Annotated in this window: 14 protein-coding genes; 8 read left to right on the forward strand and 6 right to left on the reverse strand. The window is 43.9% G+C overall.

Features of this window, described 5'->3' with window-relative positions:
- Window positions 1–8: 8 nt before the first annotated feature.
- Entirely contained in the window at window positions 9–1,238 is a 1,230-nt protein-coding gene (locus tag FHS68_RS23965; protein ID WP_167276053.1) for a multidrug effflux MFS transporter, read from the reverse strand.
- A 438-nt stretch (window positions 1,239–1,676) separates the two neighbouring features.
- Window positions 1,677–1,889, reverse strand: coding sequence for a hypothetical protein (locus FHS68_RS23975; RefSeq protein ID WP_167276058.1), 213 nt, complete (start codon window positions 1,887–1,889; stop codon window positions 1,677–1,679).
- 317 nt (window positions 1,890–2,206) lie between these two features.
- On the opposite strand from FHS68_RS23975, the gene FHS68_RS23980 reads away from it, so the two are divergent.
- The 7 genes from FHS68_RS23980 (at window position 2,207) to FHS68_RS24010 (ending at window position 10,005) form a co-directional block, all read left to right on the forward strand.
- Window positions 2,207–4,381, forward strand: coding sequence for a TonB-dependent receptor (locus FHS68_RS23980; protein ID WP_167276060.1), 2,175 nt, complete (start codon window positions 2,207–2,209; stop codon window positions 4,379–4,381).
- 23 nt (window positions 4,382–4,404) lie between these two features.
- Window positions 4,405–5,058 (forward strand): hypothetical protein, encoded by a 654-nt coding sequence (locus FHS68_RS23985; RefSeq protein WP_167276063.1) that lies wholly within the window; start codon window positions 4,405–4,407, stop codon window positions 5,056–5,058.
- Between the two features lie 4 nt (window positions 5,059–5,062).
- Window positions 5,063–6,163, forward strand: coding sequence for a sensor histidine kinase (locus FHS68_RS23990; protein WP_167276065.1), 1,101 nt, complete (start codon window positions 5,063–5,065; stop codon window positions 6,161–6,163).
- A 36-nt stretch (window positions 6,164–6,199) separates the two neighbouring features.
- On the forward strand, window positions 6,200–6,949 hold the full coding sequence (locus FHS68_RS23995; RefSeq protein WP_167276068.1) for a LytR/AlgR family response regulator transcription factor: 750 nt from the start codon (window positions 6,200–6,202) through the stop codon (window positions 6,947–6,949).
- A gap of 135 nt (window positions 6,950–7,084) precedes the next feature.
- The gene (ku, locus tag FHS68_RS24000; RefSeq protein WP_167276069.1) at window positions 7,085–7,858 is read left to right on the forward strand and encodes a non-homologous end joining protein Ku; all 774 of its coding nucleotides are present in this window, start codon (window positions 7,085–7,087) and stop codon (window positions 7,856–7,858) included.
- Complete coding sequence (gene ligD / locus FHS68_RS24005; RefSeq protein WP_167276072.1) at window positions 7,855–8,766, forward strand: non-homologous end-joining DNA ligase; 912 nt, start codon at window positions 7,855–7,857, stop codon at window positions 8,764–8,766. Before ku ends, ligD begins: the two co-directional genes overlap by 4 nt.
- A gap of 78 nt (window positions 8,767–8,844) precedes the next feature.
- Window positions 8,845–10,005 carry a glycoside hydrolase family 18 protein gene (locus FHS68_RS24010; protein ID WP_167276075.1) on the forward strand — a complete coding sequence of 387 codons (1,161 nt, stop codon included), beginning with the start codon at window positions 8,845–8,847 and terminating at the stop codon, window positions 10,003–10,005.
- Window positions 10,006–10,180: 175 nt separating this feature from the next.
- Here FHS68_RS24010 and nfi read toward each other — a convergent pair whose 3' ends face one another.
- Entirely contained in the window at window positions 10,181–10,921 is a 741-nt protein-coding gene (nfi, locus tag FHS68_RS24015; RefSeq protein WP_167276078.1) for a deoxyribonuclease V, read from the reverse strand.
- Window positions 10,922–10,978: 57 nt separating this feature from the next.
- Between nfi and FHS68_RS24020 the strand changes: the two genes are divergently transcribed.
- Complete coding sequence (locus FHS68_RS24020) at window positions 10,979–11,485, forward strand: hypothetical protein (protein WP_167276080.1); 507 nt, start codon at window positions 10,979–10,981, stop codon at window positions 11,483–11,485.
- Between the two features lie 105 nt (window positions 11,486–11,590).
- Here the strand turns inward: FHS68_RS24020 and FHS68_RS24025 are convergent, their stop codons facing one another.
- The 3 genes from FHS68_RS24025 to FHS68_RS24035 are packed head-to-tail and all read right to left on the reverse strand — an operon-like array spanning window position 11,591 to window position 15,930.
- On the reverse strand, window positions 11,591–12,892 hold the full coding sequence (locus FHS68_RS24025; protein WP_167276083.1) for a DUF5690 family protein: 1,302 nt from the start codon (window positions 12,890–12,892) through the stop codon (window positions 11,591–11,593).
- 18 nt (window positions 12,893–12,910) lie between these two features.
- Window positions 12,911–14,269, reverse strand: coding sequence for an aspartate aminotransferase family protein (locus FHS68_RS24030; RefSeq protein WP_167276086.1), 1,359 nt, complete (start codon window positions 14,267–14,269; stop codon window positions 12,911–12,913).
- Entirely contained in the window at window positions 14,266–15,930 is a 1,665-nt protein-coding gene (locus FHS68_RS24035) for an alkaline phosphatase family protein (RefSeq protein WP_167276088.1), read from the reverse strand. The genes FHS68_RS24030 and FHS68_RS24035 overlap by 4 nt, the downstream gene beginning before the upstream one ends.
- Window positions 15,931–15,963 lie beyond the last annotated feature (33 nt).

The raw sequence follows: 15,963 nt of genomic DNA on the forward strand, positions 1-15,963 counted from the left end.
AAATCTTCTCAATGCATAACTCCTGCATCCGCGCCTTCCTGTACTGCTACTTTCTGCGTAATAAATCGCCTTCCCACCAATAGGATCATCAGCGCAATGGAAGCGGAAATTGCCATTGAACCTACCATCGGAACAATTGAAGGTACTTCAAACAGACTTATGGCGATGGAAATGAGCGTTCCAGCGCCCATTTGAAACGCACCCATCAAAGCGGAGGCACTTCCTGCATTTTTCGAGAAGGGCGCCAGGGATAGCGCTGCCGCATTGGGGTAAGTATAACCGACGCAGCAGAGAAAAAAGAATAAGAAGACAATGGTGGTAGGTAATGTGAGCAGACCATTTGATGCGGCTGCCAGAAAAGTAAACGAAATGATAACCTGGCAGATCAATGCCAGATTAACCACCTGCTCACTGCTGAATTTTCTCAAAAACAGAGTATTAAGCTGACTGGATCCAATAAAACCAACGGATAGGAAGGCAAAGATCCACCCATACGTCTGTTCATTGGTATGAAAAACCTCCATAAAAACCAGAGGCGATCCTGATACATAAGCGAACAGCCCCGCAAATGCGACTGCACCGGTTAATGAATAAGTAATGAATTGCGGCTCGCGGACGACAGCAATGAAATTCTGAATGATCGGTCCGGGTTTTAAAGACATTGATTTATCCGGTTTATAGCTGTCTGGCAGCCACAGAATGGTTGCAGCCAATATGGCGACGCCCATGACGGCCAATATCCAGAACACTGCATGCCAGCCAAATGCCGAGGTAACGTATCCACCCACCGTCGGCGCGATCATTGGAGAAACGCCTACTACCAGAAGCAGCAAAGAAAAGACTTTAGCATTTTCATTGACCGGAAAAAGATCGCGAACCATTGCAACGGAAGCCACAGTAGCCGCACAGCTTCCAATCGCCTGGATGATCCGAAGTACGATCAAACCTTCAATGCTATCAGTTAATGCACAGCCAATGGATGCAATAATGTAAATGCAAAGTCCGATAAACAACGGCTTTTTACGCCCAAACCTGTCCAGGAGCGGGCCATATAACAATTGGCCGAATGATATTCCGATAAAAAACCCGGATAATGAGAGGGATACTTTGGCGGCAGTGGTGTGCAGGTCTTTGGCTATTGCCGGAAAACCCGGTAGGTACATATCAATGGAAAAAGGGCCGAGTGCAGTAAGACTTCCGAGAATAAGAATTAAAAAAAAGTATGTTTTTTTAGTCATCAGGATTATTGTGGTGTAGAACCGGGATAACGTGGATGCCCACTGGCAGGTTCGGGAATACACGCACATTCACGATTAAGTGCAATAAAAACAAAAAAGGCGCCGGTTTTTGCCGATGCCCTCTTCACTTTCATGGTAACAGATAATTACGCTGCGACCTTTTGTATGCGACCTTTTCTAGGCGACCTTTTCTAGGCGACCTCTTCTAGGCGACCTTTTCTAGGCGACCCATTCTAATTTGCTATAAACTTCTCTTTGAGTTTCACTTACGGCATACGGCACCTTATTTTTTAAATAAATAATGCAACCGCGGCCCTTCTTAATCGGTGCTATTTTTACTACGTCTTCCCTGTGAATGATAATATTGATGAGCTTTTGCCCAAGTAACCTGAAAGTACCTGACTGTACCATAACTGTTTGATCAAAAAAGTTTGTGCTTTATGCAATACCACTTAATGAACTTCCCGACTTCAAATACAACAAAAAGTAATCTTTGGAAATTAAGAAATAACCCAGGTCATGCCTGTTACTTGATTGTAGAAAATCTGCCACCTCTCTTTGGGCATCTGATTCAGTTTTGGCACCGGATACGGTAAGTACTGCGCCTGGCTTAAGTGTATTAATTGCGTTGTTACCTAATGAAGCAACCATAGCGATATTTGGGTTAAGGTTTATTCTTCCGTTCAATTGATTTCGATCTGTTTTAGAAATAAATGTGCCAGACTAACAGAATTTTTAAACGTATAGAATATCCAAATAGCTATGATGTTTAACTTTTGAATGAAAATACAGAACTAAATATTTGAATACAAGCATTTTACGAAATTTGGTAAAAAGTTTAAAAACTTTGTAACCGGCTACACTTCATACGCTTTCTCATACACTTCGACCAGCCAATTCTAAACTTCGGTTGACTTCGGTTTTCGGTGCTTTTTTTTCTGTCCAATTTTGGGTAAAACAAAAGCAAAATGAAAACCTATCTGATCTCCCTGCTTCTATTAATCGCTTCCATTGCGTCGGCGCAAACGACGATTTCCGGAAAAGTGACAGATCAAAAAGGCGAGGCAATCCCAGGCGCGAATGTTACGCTGAAAGGTACTTATGATGGTACTTCCTCGGACGCTGATGGAAACTTCGCGTTCGCCACCGACGAAACCGGCTTACAAGTTGTCAGCATTCAGGCACTTGGATTTAAGACGCAGGAAATAAGCATTACCTGCTCCGGCCAGCCAGTCAATTTGAAAACAGCGCTTGCGGAGAGCATTAACCTGCTCACGGCTGTTACCATTACAGCTGGTGCCATGGAAGCCAATGATGAGAAAAAGTCGGTTGTTTTGAAACCAATAGATATCGTCACCACTTCCGGCGCAATGGGCGATATCACGGCCGCATTGCTCACATTACCAGGAACTTCAACGGTCGGCAACGATGGGCGGTTGTTTGTGAGAGGCGGCGATGCTTCCGAAACCGCTATTTACATCGATGGCTTGCAAGTAGGCAATGCATTTGGCAGTACTGCTTCCAATGTTCCGACCAGGACCCGTTTCAGCCCAAACCTCTTCAAAGGATCGTTTTTCAGCACAGGCGGATATTCCGCGGAATACGGACAGGCACTTTCCTCAGCCTTAGCCCTGAATACACTCGATTTACCATTGCGAAATCAGGGTGATATCAGCGTTATGTCGCTTGGAGGCGGCTATTCGCAGACTTTGGTTGGCAAACAAAATGCGTTGAATGCTTCCGGGAATTACTATAACCTTGCTCCTTACCAATCATTGGTGAAACAAAATTTTGATTGGGAAAAAAGCCCGTCCAGCTGGGATTCAGAGATTTCATTAAGACAAAAGTGGGGAAATGCGGAAAAAGGTAGATCAGGTTTTATCAAAGCCTACTTCCATACTGAAGGAAACGGGATGACGATCTGGCAAAAAGTGCCGGGTGGGTCGGCGGGCGATGGCCGTGGTGATCGCGTTCAACTCAATAACCGCTATTCTTATGGCAACATTTCATTGAAACATTCAGGAAATAAGGGCTGGTTTTTTTATGGCGGGATGGCTTTTTCTCATAACCGCGATAAATTCAACATTAATCTGGATCCGATCCGCCAGATCAACCAGCTCGTTCATACCAAAGCAGTTGCGGTTAAAGATTTCTCGCCGCAGTTTTCTCTGAAAAATGGATTGGAATGGTATGTAAAATCTTACTCTGAAGCGTTGCCTAACGCAAACCTAAAAAGAAGGTACACTGATCACCAGGTCAACCATTTCATCGAGGCAACTTACTATTTCAGCAACCGGCTGATTATGGTGGGTGGATTGAGAACGGGACACAGCTCTTTGGCCAATCAGACCTGGGTTACGCCAAGATTTTCGGTTGCCTATAAACTAGAAAATCAGGGGCAGTTCTCTTTTGCGGCTGGAAAATTCAAACAGTTACCAGAGGAGAAAATCAGGGTTTTGCAAACAGACCTGAGAAATACAGCCGCCACACATTACATTCTTAATTACTTCATCGTCAGCAACAATCGCACATTCAGGGCTGAATCTTTTTACAAGATTTATGATAACCTTGTTACATACAAAGGATTACCAGCTAACCCAAAAAACATTACCCAGAATGGCGCCGGGTTTGCAAGAGGAATTGATTTTTTCTATCGGGACAAAAAAACCATCGGCGGCACCGATTTCTGGATCACATATAGTTTTGTAGACAGCAAACGCCGGTTTGCCAATTATGAAACAAAAGTGCAGCCATCCTTTGCGCCCAAACACAATGGCTCAGTGGTAGCCAAATATTTCGTAAGTGCATTGAAATCACAGCTCGGCACTTCCTGGTCATGGAATAGCGGCTATCCTTTCAATAACCCAAATCTTGCGGATGAAATGCAAAGCAAAACAAAGGTTTACTCCGACCTGAGTTTAAGCTGGAGTTACCTGCCCAAACCAAATGTGATCGTTCACGTCGCCTGCTCCAATGTACTCGGCAGAAGCAATGTATTTGGTTACCGCTACGCTTCGCAGCCCGATGAAACCGGCACATTCCAGAGCCTTCCGATAAGCCAGGGCGCCAAGCGGTTTGCATTCATCGGACTCTTCATTACCCTTTCCAAAGACAAAGCAGCAAACAATCTGAACAACTTATAATCAATCAATTAACCAACAAAAAAATGAAAAAGCTAACCATTATCCTGGCATTATTATTCCTGAATGTATGCTTTGCAATCGCACAGGATTCGCCTTACCAAAAAGCGATGAAAAAGGAAATCGCCAAAGTCATTGAAGCCGATTCTCTTCCGGAATTGCAACAATCCGCCAATGCATTTGCAAGGATTTCCGAACTTAACCTCAAAGAATGGCAGCCGCTGTATTACAATGCACTGGCTTATACTTATCAGGGACTAAATGCCACTCTCACATCCGATAAAAAAGATGAAGCGCTTGACGCTGCCGACGCATTGGTCAAAAAAGCGGATGCGCTTTCTCCAAATAATGTAGAAATCGTCACTTTGCAGGGATTTGTGATCATGGCAAAACTAAGCGCCGATCCTGCCAGCAGAGGCCAAAGTTTATCAGGCCAGGTGATGCAAACATTTGGTCGGGCTTTGAGTATCGACAATAAAAATCCGCGCGCTCTGATACTAATGGCGCAAATGGAAGCGGGTATGGCGAAATTCTTTGGCACAGGTCCCGAAAAAGCGTGTGGCCTGGCAAAGCAAAGTGCCGACATATTCGTCGCACAGGACGAGGAAGCATTAAAAGCGGCTATATTGCCAACCTGGGGAAAAAGTCTTGCGGAACAAATGGTTAAAAATTGCAAATAATGGTATGTCAATAGCAACACCAGTGGAAACCAACATCTCTGACACGCTTTATCCACGATCAACCAAAGGGTCCAGGAAATTCTGGAATTTTTCACCCGGCTTCATTGGTGTCAACTTCCTGATTGGAATTGCGATCACACTATCATCTTGCCCTTCTTGCTTCCTAAGTTTATCCGGCATTCGGGATATTTGGGATAACATTTTGGAGTCATTTGTGATGTCATGTGTGCTGAGTTATGGTGGCTTCATGTTTGAAGATTATTTTGACAGGACCATTTCCTGGATCCAATTTCCGGTTAAAAGGCTTGTGCTGGAATGCTTGTGCTACTTTTTATATGTGTTTGTTGCCAGCTTCATTATCATTTTTATCATCCTTTATTTTTTTCGCGAATCGTTTACATTAAGGAATATTCCGTGGAAAGACATGGTCAATTGGACTAAATTCCCCATGCAGATCTCCTTCGTGATAACATTTATATTGATCAGCCGATCGTTTCTGCTGGAATGGCGCAAGGCTGCTATTGAGGCGGAACAACTTAAAACGGAGCGTTTTGCACAGCAATTTCAGTCGCTGAAAGACCAATTAAATCCTCATTTTCTTTTCAATTCGCTGAATGTACTGAGTAACCTGGTTTATGAAAATGCGGATACGTCGGCGCGGTTTATTAATAAATTGTCGAAGATTTACCGGTATGTCCTGGATGTACAGCAGGAGGAATTGGTATCATTGGAAAAGGAGCTTGACTTCGCTGAAAATTATCTGTCGCTGCAAAAGATCCGGTTTGAGGAAAGCTTGCAATACCATATTGATGTTGGTCAAAAGACGGGTTTCCTGCCGCCACTATCATTGCAATTGCTATTGGAAAATGCGATCAAGCATAACATTGCATCCGTCGAAAAGCCATTGAAAATCGAAATAGCAATGGCTGATCAGGTTTTGACCGTGAAAAATAATCTTCAATTGAAAAGCAGCATTTCGGAAGATTCGACTGGCATTGGGCTTTCAAATATCAGCAAACGATATGAGTTGTTGAGCAAGGAGCGGATTTCGATTTTGAATGATGGGGATTCGTTTATTGTGAAATTGCCGTTGTTGAGTGTTTGAAGATAATTCCCTCCGTTTTAATAAAATGCCTTGTAAATGAAAATTTTGATCATCGAAGACGAGAAGCCCGCCGCCCGCCGTCTCATACAACTCTTAACGGAAAAACTACCGCAATCCGAAATTCTGGGGAACCTGGATACGGTGACGGCGGCTGTGGATTGGTTTACCAAAAATCCCCAACCTGACCTGATCTTTCTTGACATTCAACTAGCAGACGGCATCAGTTTCGAAATTTTTGAAAAGGCTAAGGTTACTGCTCCTATCATTTTCTGCACCGCCTTTGACCAATATGCAATTAAGGCCTTCAAGCTCAACAGCATTGATTATCTCCTCAAACCAATTGATCCCGAAGAATTGGGGAATGCACTGGATAAATTTCAGTCGGGTAGGAAGGAGCGTGCTATCTCCCTTGAACAGATCAGAAACCTGATCCAACCTACAAAAACTTTTAAAAACCGCTTTCTGGTAAAAATCGGCGAACGTATTCAGACCATCGATGTACACGACATTGCGTACTTTTTCAGTGAGGAAAAGGTGACGCTGCTGCAAACGAGGCAGTCCAAGAAATACATTGTGGATTATACGTTGGATGAAATCGAGGATATGGTTTCGCCGGAGCAATTTTTCAGGCTTAATCGGAAGTATATCAGCGCTATTGGGGCGATTAAGGAGGTTTTTACTTATTCAAATAGCCGGTTGAAAATCCATTTGGAGCATTGTACTGATAATGATATTCTGATCAGTCGGGAGAAGATGGGGGCTTTTAAGGAATGGCTGGGGCAGTAGGAATTTCTCTTTTTCTTGCCACGAATGCACAAATGGAGCACGAATGCTTTTCGTGCTTCATTCGTGCATTCGTGGCATTAAACCATTAAGGCACGGATTTTGAGAACATTATCTTGTAAATTTTTTCAGAAGATTATGAGAGCAATATGGTCAGGGTCGATTGGGTTCGGCCTCGTTAATATTCCCGTCAAACTTTTCAGCGCAACGCAAGGCAGCGAGCTGGATCTTGACATGCTGGACAAAAAAGATCACGCCAATATTAAATTCCACCGCGTTAATGCCAATACAGGCAAGGAAGTCGAGTGGGAAAACATTGTCAAAGGATATAAAGTAGAGGATGATTATGTGATTCTGGATGACAAGGATTTTGAAAAAGCCAGTCCTGAAAAAACCAAGATCATCGAAATTGCTGAATTTATCAATGAAAAAGACATTGACAGCATTTACTACGAAACCCCTTATTATCTCCAGCCTGAAAAATCAGGCGCAAAACCCTACGCGCTCCTTCGTGAAGCTTTAAAAAAAACGGGTAAGGCCGGTTTAGGAACGTACGTCCTTCGAAACCGGGAAAGTCTTGTATTGATCAAACCACAGGGTGACCTATTGATTCTGAATAAAATCCGGTTTCAGGAAGAGATAAGAGATACCGTAGACCTGAACATTCCTGACATCGCAGTAAAACCTGCCGAAATGAATATGGCAATCCAGCTGATCGAGCAGCTTACCACCGACTTCGACATTTCCAGATATAAGGATACGTATAATGAAAATCTGCTAAAACTCATCATGGCGAAGGCAAAAGGCAAGAAACCAGCCTCGCCAAAAATGAAGATTGTCCATTCGAAAAGTAAGGATCTGATGGCGCAATTGAAAGAAAGTCTTGCGGCTCCAAAAAGAAAGGCATCATGAAAAAGAAAGCCGAGTTAACACATTTGGACAAAATATATTGGCCCGACGAGAAGATTACCAAAGGCGACCTGCTGGAATATTACAGTAAAATTGCCCCCTATATCCTGCCTTACCTGAAAAACAGGGCATTGTCGATGAGGCGAAACCCAAATGGCATTAACGAGCCAGGCTTTTTCCAGAAGGATGTCGGTGACCATGCTCCTGATTGGTTAACAACAGCGGAAATACATGCAGAGTCGACTGATAAGATGGTTAATTACTTGGTTGTTAATGATGTAGATAGCTTGTTGTATGCTGCCAATCTCGGCTGCATTGAGATGAACCCCTGGAATTCGACCATTAATAAGCTGGAATATCCGGATTACATTGTCATGGATATCGACCCGTCCCCAAAAAACACCTTCGACGATGTGATAGAAGTTGCCCTTACGATTAAAGACATCCTTGACCGGATCGGCATTGACGGTTATTGCAAAACTTCCGGGTCAAGAGGGTTGCATGTTTACATTCCTTTTCACAAAAAATATGATTATGATGCTGCCCGAAGTTTCGCCGAAATCCTGGCAAGCTTGGTAACTGAATACCTCCCGGGCCTAACTACATTGGAACGATCACTTGCCAAGCGTAAGAAAAATCACATTTATGTCGATTTCCTTCAAAATCGGATCGCACAGACGCTTGCTTGTGCGTACAGTGTCCGCCCCAAACCGGGCGCAACAGTTTCTGCTCCGCTGGAATGGAGCGAGGTAAAAAAGGGTTTGAGCCCGAAGCAATTTACGATCAATAATATGCTGGACAGGGTGAAAGAAAAGGGCGACCTTTTCAAAGGCGTCCTTGGAAAAGGAATAGATCTCCAGAAAGCATTGCAACAACTGGACGCATTGCATGAGACAAAAAGCTCGCAATAATGCGATTTTGTTTTCGGACAGATTAGGAGTTGCTATGAAGTAATATTTACTTTAACGCCTCAACTGTTTCAAATCATCATGAACCTGCCTAACATTAGCAAAACCTTTTTATTCTCACTATTTACGGCTCTTTCATCATTTGCAATTTTCACCGGATGCAAATCCGAAGAGAAAAAAGAGGTAGAAACGCAAACTAAATCCAAGCCAGCTGTCATTGGATATGTCGGTGGATTCCACGGCTTACTCGACACAGATGATATCGAAGCAGATAAGCTCACGCATATTAATTATGCCTTCGTCGACGTGAAGGATGGCAAAGCTTTTCTTTCGAACCTGAAAACCGACTCGTCGAACTTTCGCAAGCTGAATTTATTAAAAGCAAAGAATCCCGATCTCAAAATCCTCATTTCCCTGGGTGGGTGGACGTGGAGCGAAAACTTTTCCAATGCAGTTTTAACCGACGCCGCCCGCAAAATTTTTGCCAAAAGCTCCGTTGACTTAATCAGAAAATACGATCTGGATGGCGTGGATATTGATTGGGAATATCCAGGAATTCCTGGTGAAGACGGGAATGTATATCGCCCGGACGACAAGCAGAATTACACCTTCATGTTCGAAGCATTGCGCCGGGAGCTTGACTTTTTTGAAAAAAAAAGCGGTAAAAAGAAATTGCTTACTACTGCCACGGCCGGGTTTATATCTTTTCTGAATACCACCGAAATGGGAAAAGCTGCCCAATACCTGGATTTTGTCAACCTGATGACTTACGATCTTTTTCAGGGGGATACTGTGGTGCATCATGCAAACCTTTATCAAAGCAAATTGTACAATTCGCAACATTCTGTTGACAAGGCAGTTAAAGCTTTTCATGCTGCCGGCGTTCCTATCAATAAGCTGGTCGTGGGAATTCCCTTTTATGGCCGGAAGTTCACAGTGGCGAAGCTCGACAAGGGTTTTGGACAGAAGCAAACCGCTCAGGAATATATGGACGGATATACATACTTTAAAGACAGTTTGGTAAACAAAAAAGGGTTCAAAGCATTCAGGGATGATGTTGCCAAAGTGCCTTACCTCGTAAACGCAACGACCCGCGAAATCCTGATGTATGAGGACGAAGAGTCAGTGAAAGAGAAATGCAAATATGTATTGGATCAAAAGCTAGGCGGCGTCATGTTTTGGGAATATGGCTCGGATCCGAAACATTACCTGCTGGACGCGATTGATGAAGTGATGAAATGACTGGAATTTACCACCTAAGAGCCAGAGGCTCGATCGATATCATAAAGACGGATTTCAATCCGTCAATTTAAAAATCTGACCTGTCCATGGTCCACTGGGTTGAAACCCGGTGCTTCGGAGGATCGGTCGAGCCTCTGGCTCTTGGATCGCCAAGTTGACGCTTTACCGGTTACAATCAGAACAACCGCAAGTCATTTACCTCATGATATCCTTCTCTTAACTCCCCAGTCCTGAATAGATTGACATATTCGTGTGCCCGGCGCGTTGGTTCTGGCAGGCGGTGTTTGCTGATACACTTCATTGCAATTTCCAGGCTGTCCTGAAGGCTCATGTTGTTACCGGGCGAGATAAAAACAGGCTTAAGATTATTTTTGGTTCTTAACGCAAAGCCAATTTCTTCCTGACGATCTATGACCGAACAATACCTACCCTTTTCATCACCTGGTTCATCATATTTCCCGACCAGCTTTTTTTTCGCGCAACCCATTGTTACTGTGTCTGTCAAAATCCCAAAATGAGAAGCAATACCCATTCTTCTTGCATGAAGGATGCCATTTCCATCAAACATCACAACATCAGGTTTATCCGAAATTTGTTCATATGCCTTTAACAGTGCCGGAATTTCTCGGAATGCCAGGTAACCAGGTGCATATGGAAAAGTCGTACTGCTTTTGATCAGTGAATAACTAACGGGTTGCAGATCCGGGAAACTCAAAATGACGATTCCCGCAAAAACCGTTTCACTATGCAGCGACAGAGAAATATCGGCCCCAGCTATGGTTCGGATAGGTCCCAGATATGGATTCAGGTTTAAATATTTTTTCAAATCCTGCTGGACCAGCGTCGCTTCCGCAATGGTCAGCTGATCGTAATTCGACTCTGGTGTCTGAACGGTTTGGATTAATTCAGCTGGCATGATATTTCCTGTTTAGTGTTGTATTTTATTCAATCATATAAAAACCAGACCATCCGTATGGAACCTGTTACTGTTAAGCGCAAATGGGCAAATTGGAAGTTTATCGCATTCATTGTGGTATTAATAGCCATTTTCGTGAAATTCTTTGTCCTTAATGACCATGATGAGAATGCTCCGGTTACCGTTGAAATGGACCTTTCGCAAGTAGCGTTCCGAAATCAGGATGAAGTGGAGGCGGTTTTAGGAAAAGGAAAGTTAGACAGCTACTATAAGGATGAAGAAGCTGGTTGTGACAAATGCCCGAAGATGATTTATCGGGACGGTAAGATTGAGATCATCTACATTAGCGAGATCGCCGACAGGATTATGCTCAAAGATCTTTCCGATTATGATTTCGAAAACCGGGTTATTCTAGGCCTTCTAAATTTAAAGGAAAATATTGCTCCGAAACTCGACGAGGATAAGCTGAAAAGATGGGATAATTACGAAAAGTTTACCCAGATTTCAGCGTTCTCTAATGGTAATGATCTTGACTACATCCTGATAAAGGCCAAGACGAAGTAATGCTGCCAGACACGCCTCCCCCGCCCAGAAAGCTGCCATCGTGGAGCTGAAACTGGCAAAATAAGCTGAAATAGATTAAAAGGTGAAATTGAGATTCTGGCTTTCTCACGTGACAGCCATTGTTGAATTACTTTCCCGGCGATTTTTTCCAGTCCTGTACCTTTCAAAATAAATGTTACTCAATGTGAGCAACAACAGCCCGACGCCAAATTGTACATAGGAAAACTGCATCAAGACCTTAGACCAACTCAGGTCTTTCATGAAAAACTCCTTATATAGAAGCAGTCCGACGCTTCCCAGATAACCAATGCTTTCGCAGATGTAAACGAAAAAACCAGCATTGGCTTTAACGCGGAACAAGGCAATCATCCGGTCGAAAACAACAGTTTGAAGCACAGTGTAAGCCAGAAACATCCCCAGCCCGATTAGCAACATCCAGAAAAACCCATTGATCAGGTTTCTTTCAAACAAAAAAGTCGACAGCCCAATCAGGCACATTCCCGTGAACAATATGAGATTGGTAAGCCTGAAACCCAATACATTGTCACGCACAAAAGCCAGGGAACCGATCACCGCCAGCACGATAACACCCGTAATCATCTCTGTGGTTGTCAGCACACTACTACCCCAACCCGCGTCGATTTCATTCCAGATTTCAATGGTGAAATTATCCCGAAAGTCGCGGACAACAACGAGGGTAGCATAGAAAATGACGAGGCAAATAATGGGAAGCCCGAGCTGCTTCATCACAAGTCGCTTATCCTGCTTCGTCATTGGCAACCGTTCCGTCCGGAGTTTAATATCCTCCAATGTGGGCTCCGGGATCACCGATAGCATCCATACAAAAAGAAAAAACAGCGGTAAGAAGAGAAGCCCCATCAAAAATGGCATCCAGAATTCTGATATTCCAGGCAATAAAGTATGTATTTCAATATAAGTGGTTTTAAGAATCCCGGAAGCAACTACTACGCTGATATTCAACCCCATAGCAAGCATTTCCGTAAACTTCCTACCTTCCAGAAAACTAAAAACAACACCCCAAACCATTCCCAGCGGAAGGCCATTAAAGAACAGGAAGATAAAATTATATGGATATGGGACGAGCCCAAACAGCAGCAGGGCAGTTTCCGCAAACAAGATTAGTCCAATCACCAGCGGAACCCGGGAGCCTGGTTTTAATTCTGAAATGATCTTGATACCCGCAAATTTCGAAAGTGTATATCCTGCGACCTGCGAAATGATCAGGATTGCTTTATAACTGATATCCCAAACTTCCAGCCCGTTATAAAGCCCTGCATTAAAAGGCTTTCTGAACGCATACATACAGAAATAAGCCCCGAAAGAGGCTACCAGCGCCCAAATAATGAAAAAGGTATTTGATCGCAGTAGTGATTCTTTCAGTCGCATAACATTGGTTTTTGTGATTCAGACTAGTGTTGATGCTTTTTCAAGGGCGTCTTCCAGAATCCGCAAAGCTTCGCTCAGCTGTTCGCGGGTAATAATCAAAGGCGGAGAGAGTTGGAGCACATTTCCCTGAGATACCTTAAAACTCAAACCATTTTTAAGACATTCGTACATGACAACTTCCGCCTGCATGACCGCCTTCTCACGACTTTCCCGGTTGGTTACCAATTCAATACCCCATAGCAAGCCGATTCCTCGAATGTCGCCGATTATGGGAAATTTGCTTTTCAGTTTCTCCAATGCTTTCTGCATAAATAAAGCATCGGCCTCTACTTTTTCCAGAATGTGATTCTGCTCTATATATTCGAACATAGCCAGCGCCGCCACACTTCCCAATGGACTTTTCTCATGGGTAAAATGACCCAGCGAAACTTCTTGGGCAATGTTATAACTATCCCTTGCAACAATTGCGGCCATTGGCATTATGCCTCCTCCAAGTCCTTTCCCCAGACAAATAATATCCGGCTCAATGCCGTAATGCTCAAATGCGAACATCTTTCCAGTGCGCCCAAATGCGATGGGAATTTCATCGAGGATCAGCAGGACTTTGTGTCTGGAACAAATGCTTCTTACCCTTTCCCAATAAGCCTGAGATGGGATTTGAACATCTGTATTTCTGATCGTTTCAATCAAAAATGCACCTATATCTCCCTCTTTTGCAATTACATATTCGAGGTAATCGGCATAGGGCAGGTCACCATTATTTGCATTGATGAATGGGCCACGATAAGTCATGGGAGGCGGAATTCTTTCCACTCCCGGCATCAGTGGACCCATATCTTTCCTGAAATCCAGTTCGCCTCCGGCAGAAATCGCATCAAGTGAAGCGCCGTGAAAGGAATCCCAAAGTGAGATCACTTTGTGTTTGCCTGTCACGATCCGTGCCAGCTTTAATGCCATACTAATGGCAGAAGTGCCGCCAGGAGCAAATAAAACGCGGTTAAGATCGCCTGGCAGCAGGCTGCCTAGTTTTTTGGCCAATTCGATGGCGGGCACATTGGTATATCTTCTTGGGGAAAAAGGCAGGATATCGAGCTGTTTTTTTAGCGCTTCCATTATAAATGGATTGCGGTAACCGAGCTGGTGTACATTGTTACCATGAAAATCCATATATTTTTTCCCTTGAATGTCGGTTAGGTAAATGCCTTCGCAAGAAGCTAACACATCCAGGCAGGGCGTTGACAGGGATTGGTGAAGAAAATGTTCCTCATCCTCACGCAGATATGAAACGGTCGCAGGATCGTCCATCACCGCATACCATTCATTGCGCGCGCGTGATAAGTTGACATCCCCTTCCGTCCTGTTTTGCGCCTCGGTCATTTTAAAAATAATTTATCAGCCGGGATCAGTTGCTTGGCGATTTTAGGGCCTTTGTAGAATGCATCAAGCCAGAATCCACCGCCATTGTTGTAATATTCCACCCGGATCGGATGTTTGCCGGCCGTCAATTCAATAGTGCCCGTTTCTTCCTGTACGCCGTGGTTACCGTCATTGTCCACCACTTCTTTGCCATCGATATACAATTTACTTCCGTCATCTGATTGGGTTGTGAAAAGGTATTTTCCCGGCTCGTCAATTTGGATTAGTCCTTCGAATTTAGCTGCGAAACTTTCATTCCCTTTTTCCAATAACTTATTGATATCGTCGCGGTTTAAAGCGAATTCGGGACTTGTCCAGGATGCGCCCTTTTTTATTTTGTTAAAATCAGGCAACTTTTTCAAATCATCACCCTGATAGAATGTAGCAGACAATCCGTTGCCGAGGCCCGTCTTGACGATTCTGAAATAAGCAGTTGAAAGGATACTTGGATTGCCTTTTTCATCGTATGACCTTGACTTTACAACCGAGGTTTTATCGAGTTTAAAAGGCTTTTCATACAAAGGAGACTTCGTATTCGGGTCCGTGCCGTCGATCGTGTACCTGGTCGTGCTTTTATCAATCCTTCTCTCAATTTTCACGGTTGGTATCTCATCAATATAAAGCCCCCCGGCCTGCTGATACAATTTTCTGTCCGGGTAAATGACCGGTGCTTCCACCGCTTTCTCTCCTAACCAAAGGTTTGCAGGCTCATTAAATTCTTCAAAAACTGCTTTAACCGGGCGCCCGATCCAGGCGTAAGGCTGCTGCACGCCCAATGCAAATGCCATCGTTGATGCCAGATCATAGGTGTAAACCTGTTGCTCGATCTTATATCCTTTTTTTACATCCTTACCATAAAATACGCCCGTGATTTCGGCTTCCTGTGGGGTAGCGCCGCCATGTCCGTAACCGATGCCACCGTGATCTGCCCAAAGGATTATTAATGTTTTGTCCATTATTCCGGCGTCTTTAATTCCTGCGAGAATTTTCCCGATCAATGAATCCGCTTTTACAACCGACTTATAATACTCTTCCGAACCATGTCCACCGTGATGCCCCGCATGATCGACATGATCAAAATGCACAAATCCCAAGGCAGGTTTTTTTGCTTTGATATAGTTAATGAAATCGGTGGCAGTAGAATCTTCTGTGGAAAAACGCTTGTCATAATTTACCGCGTTTTTTTGAAATAACCTTCCAAAACCATCCCAGTGGTAAACTACACCGATTTCTGCTTCGGGCTTCGCTTTGTGGAAAATACTGAAAATGGTCGGAAAACGCCCGTCGGCTTCGTTGACGATCGGGGGCAGGGTATGATCATCCATTTCCCAATCATTATTAATAATTCCGTGCTGTTCAGGTCCTGCACCCATGATCATCGAAGCCCAGTTCTGGCTGCTCGCGGAGGTAAGCACCGTTCTCACATTCCATTTCACGCTTCCATTTGCTATCATATCGTCAATCACTGGCGTCTCTGCTTTTTTGATGCCATCAGGACTCAGACCATCGATCCCAATCACGATCACATGTTCGATCCCGGCAGGCTTTTCCTCCGATTTTTCTTTACAGGACACAAAGAACAGGAACGCCGCTGGTAACAGAAACGTGGTTTTGGGGAACATAGAGGGTAAGGGTTAAAGGGTCAAAAGGTTGAG

Origin of the sequence: Dyadobacter arcticus (assembly GCF_011762185.1) — a bacterium.
In the GTDB taxonomy this organism is placed as follows: domain Bacteria; phylum Bacteroidota; class Bacteroidia; order Cytophagales; family Spirosomataceae; genus Dyadobacter; species Dyadobacter arcticus.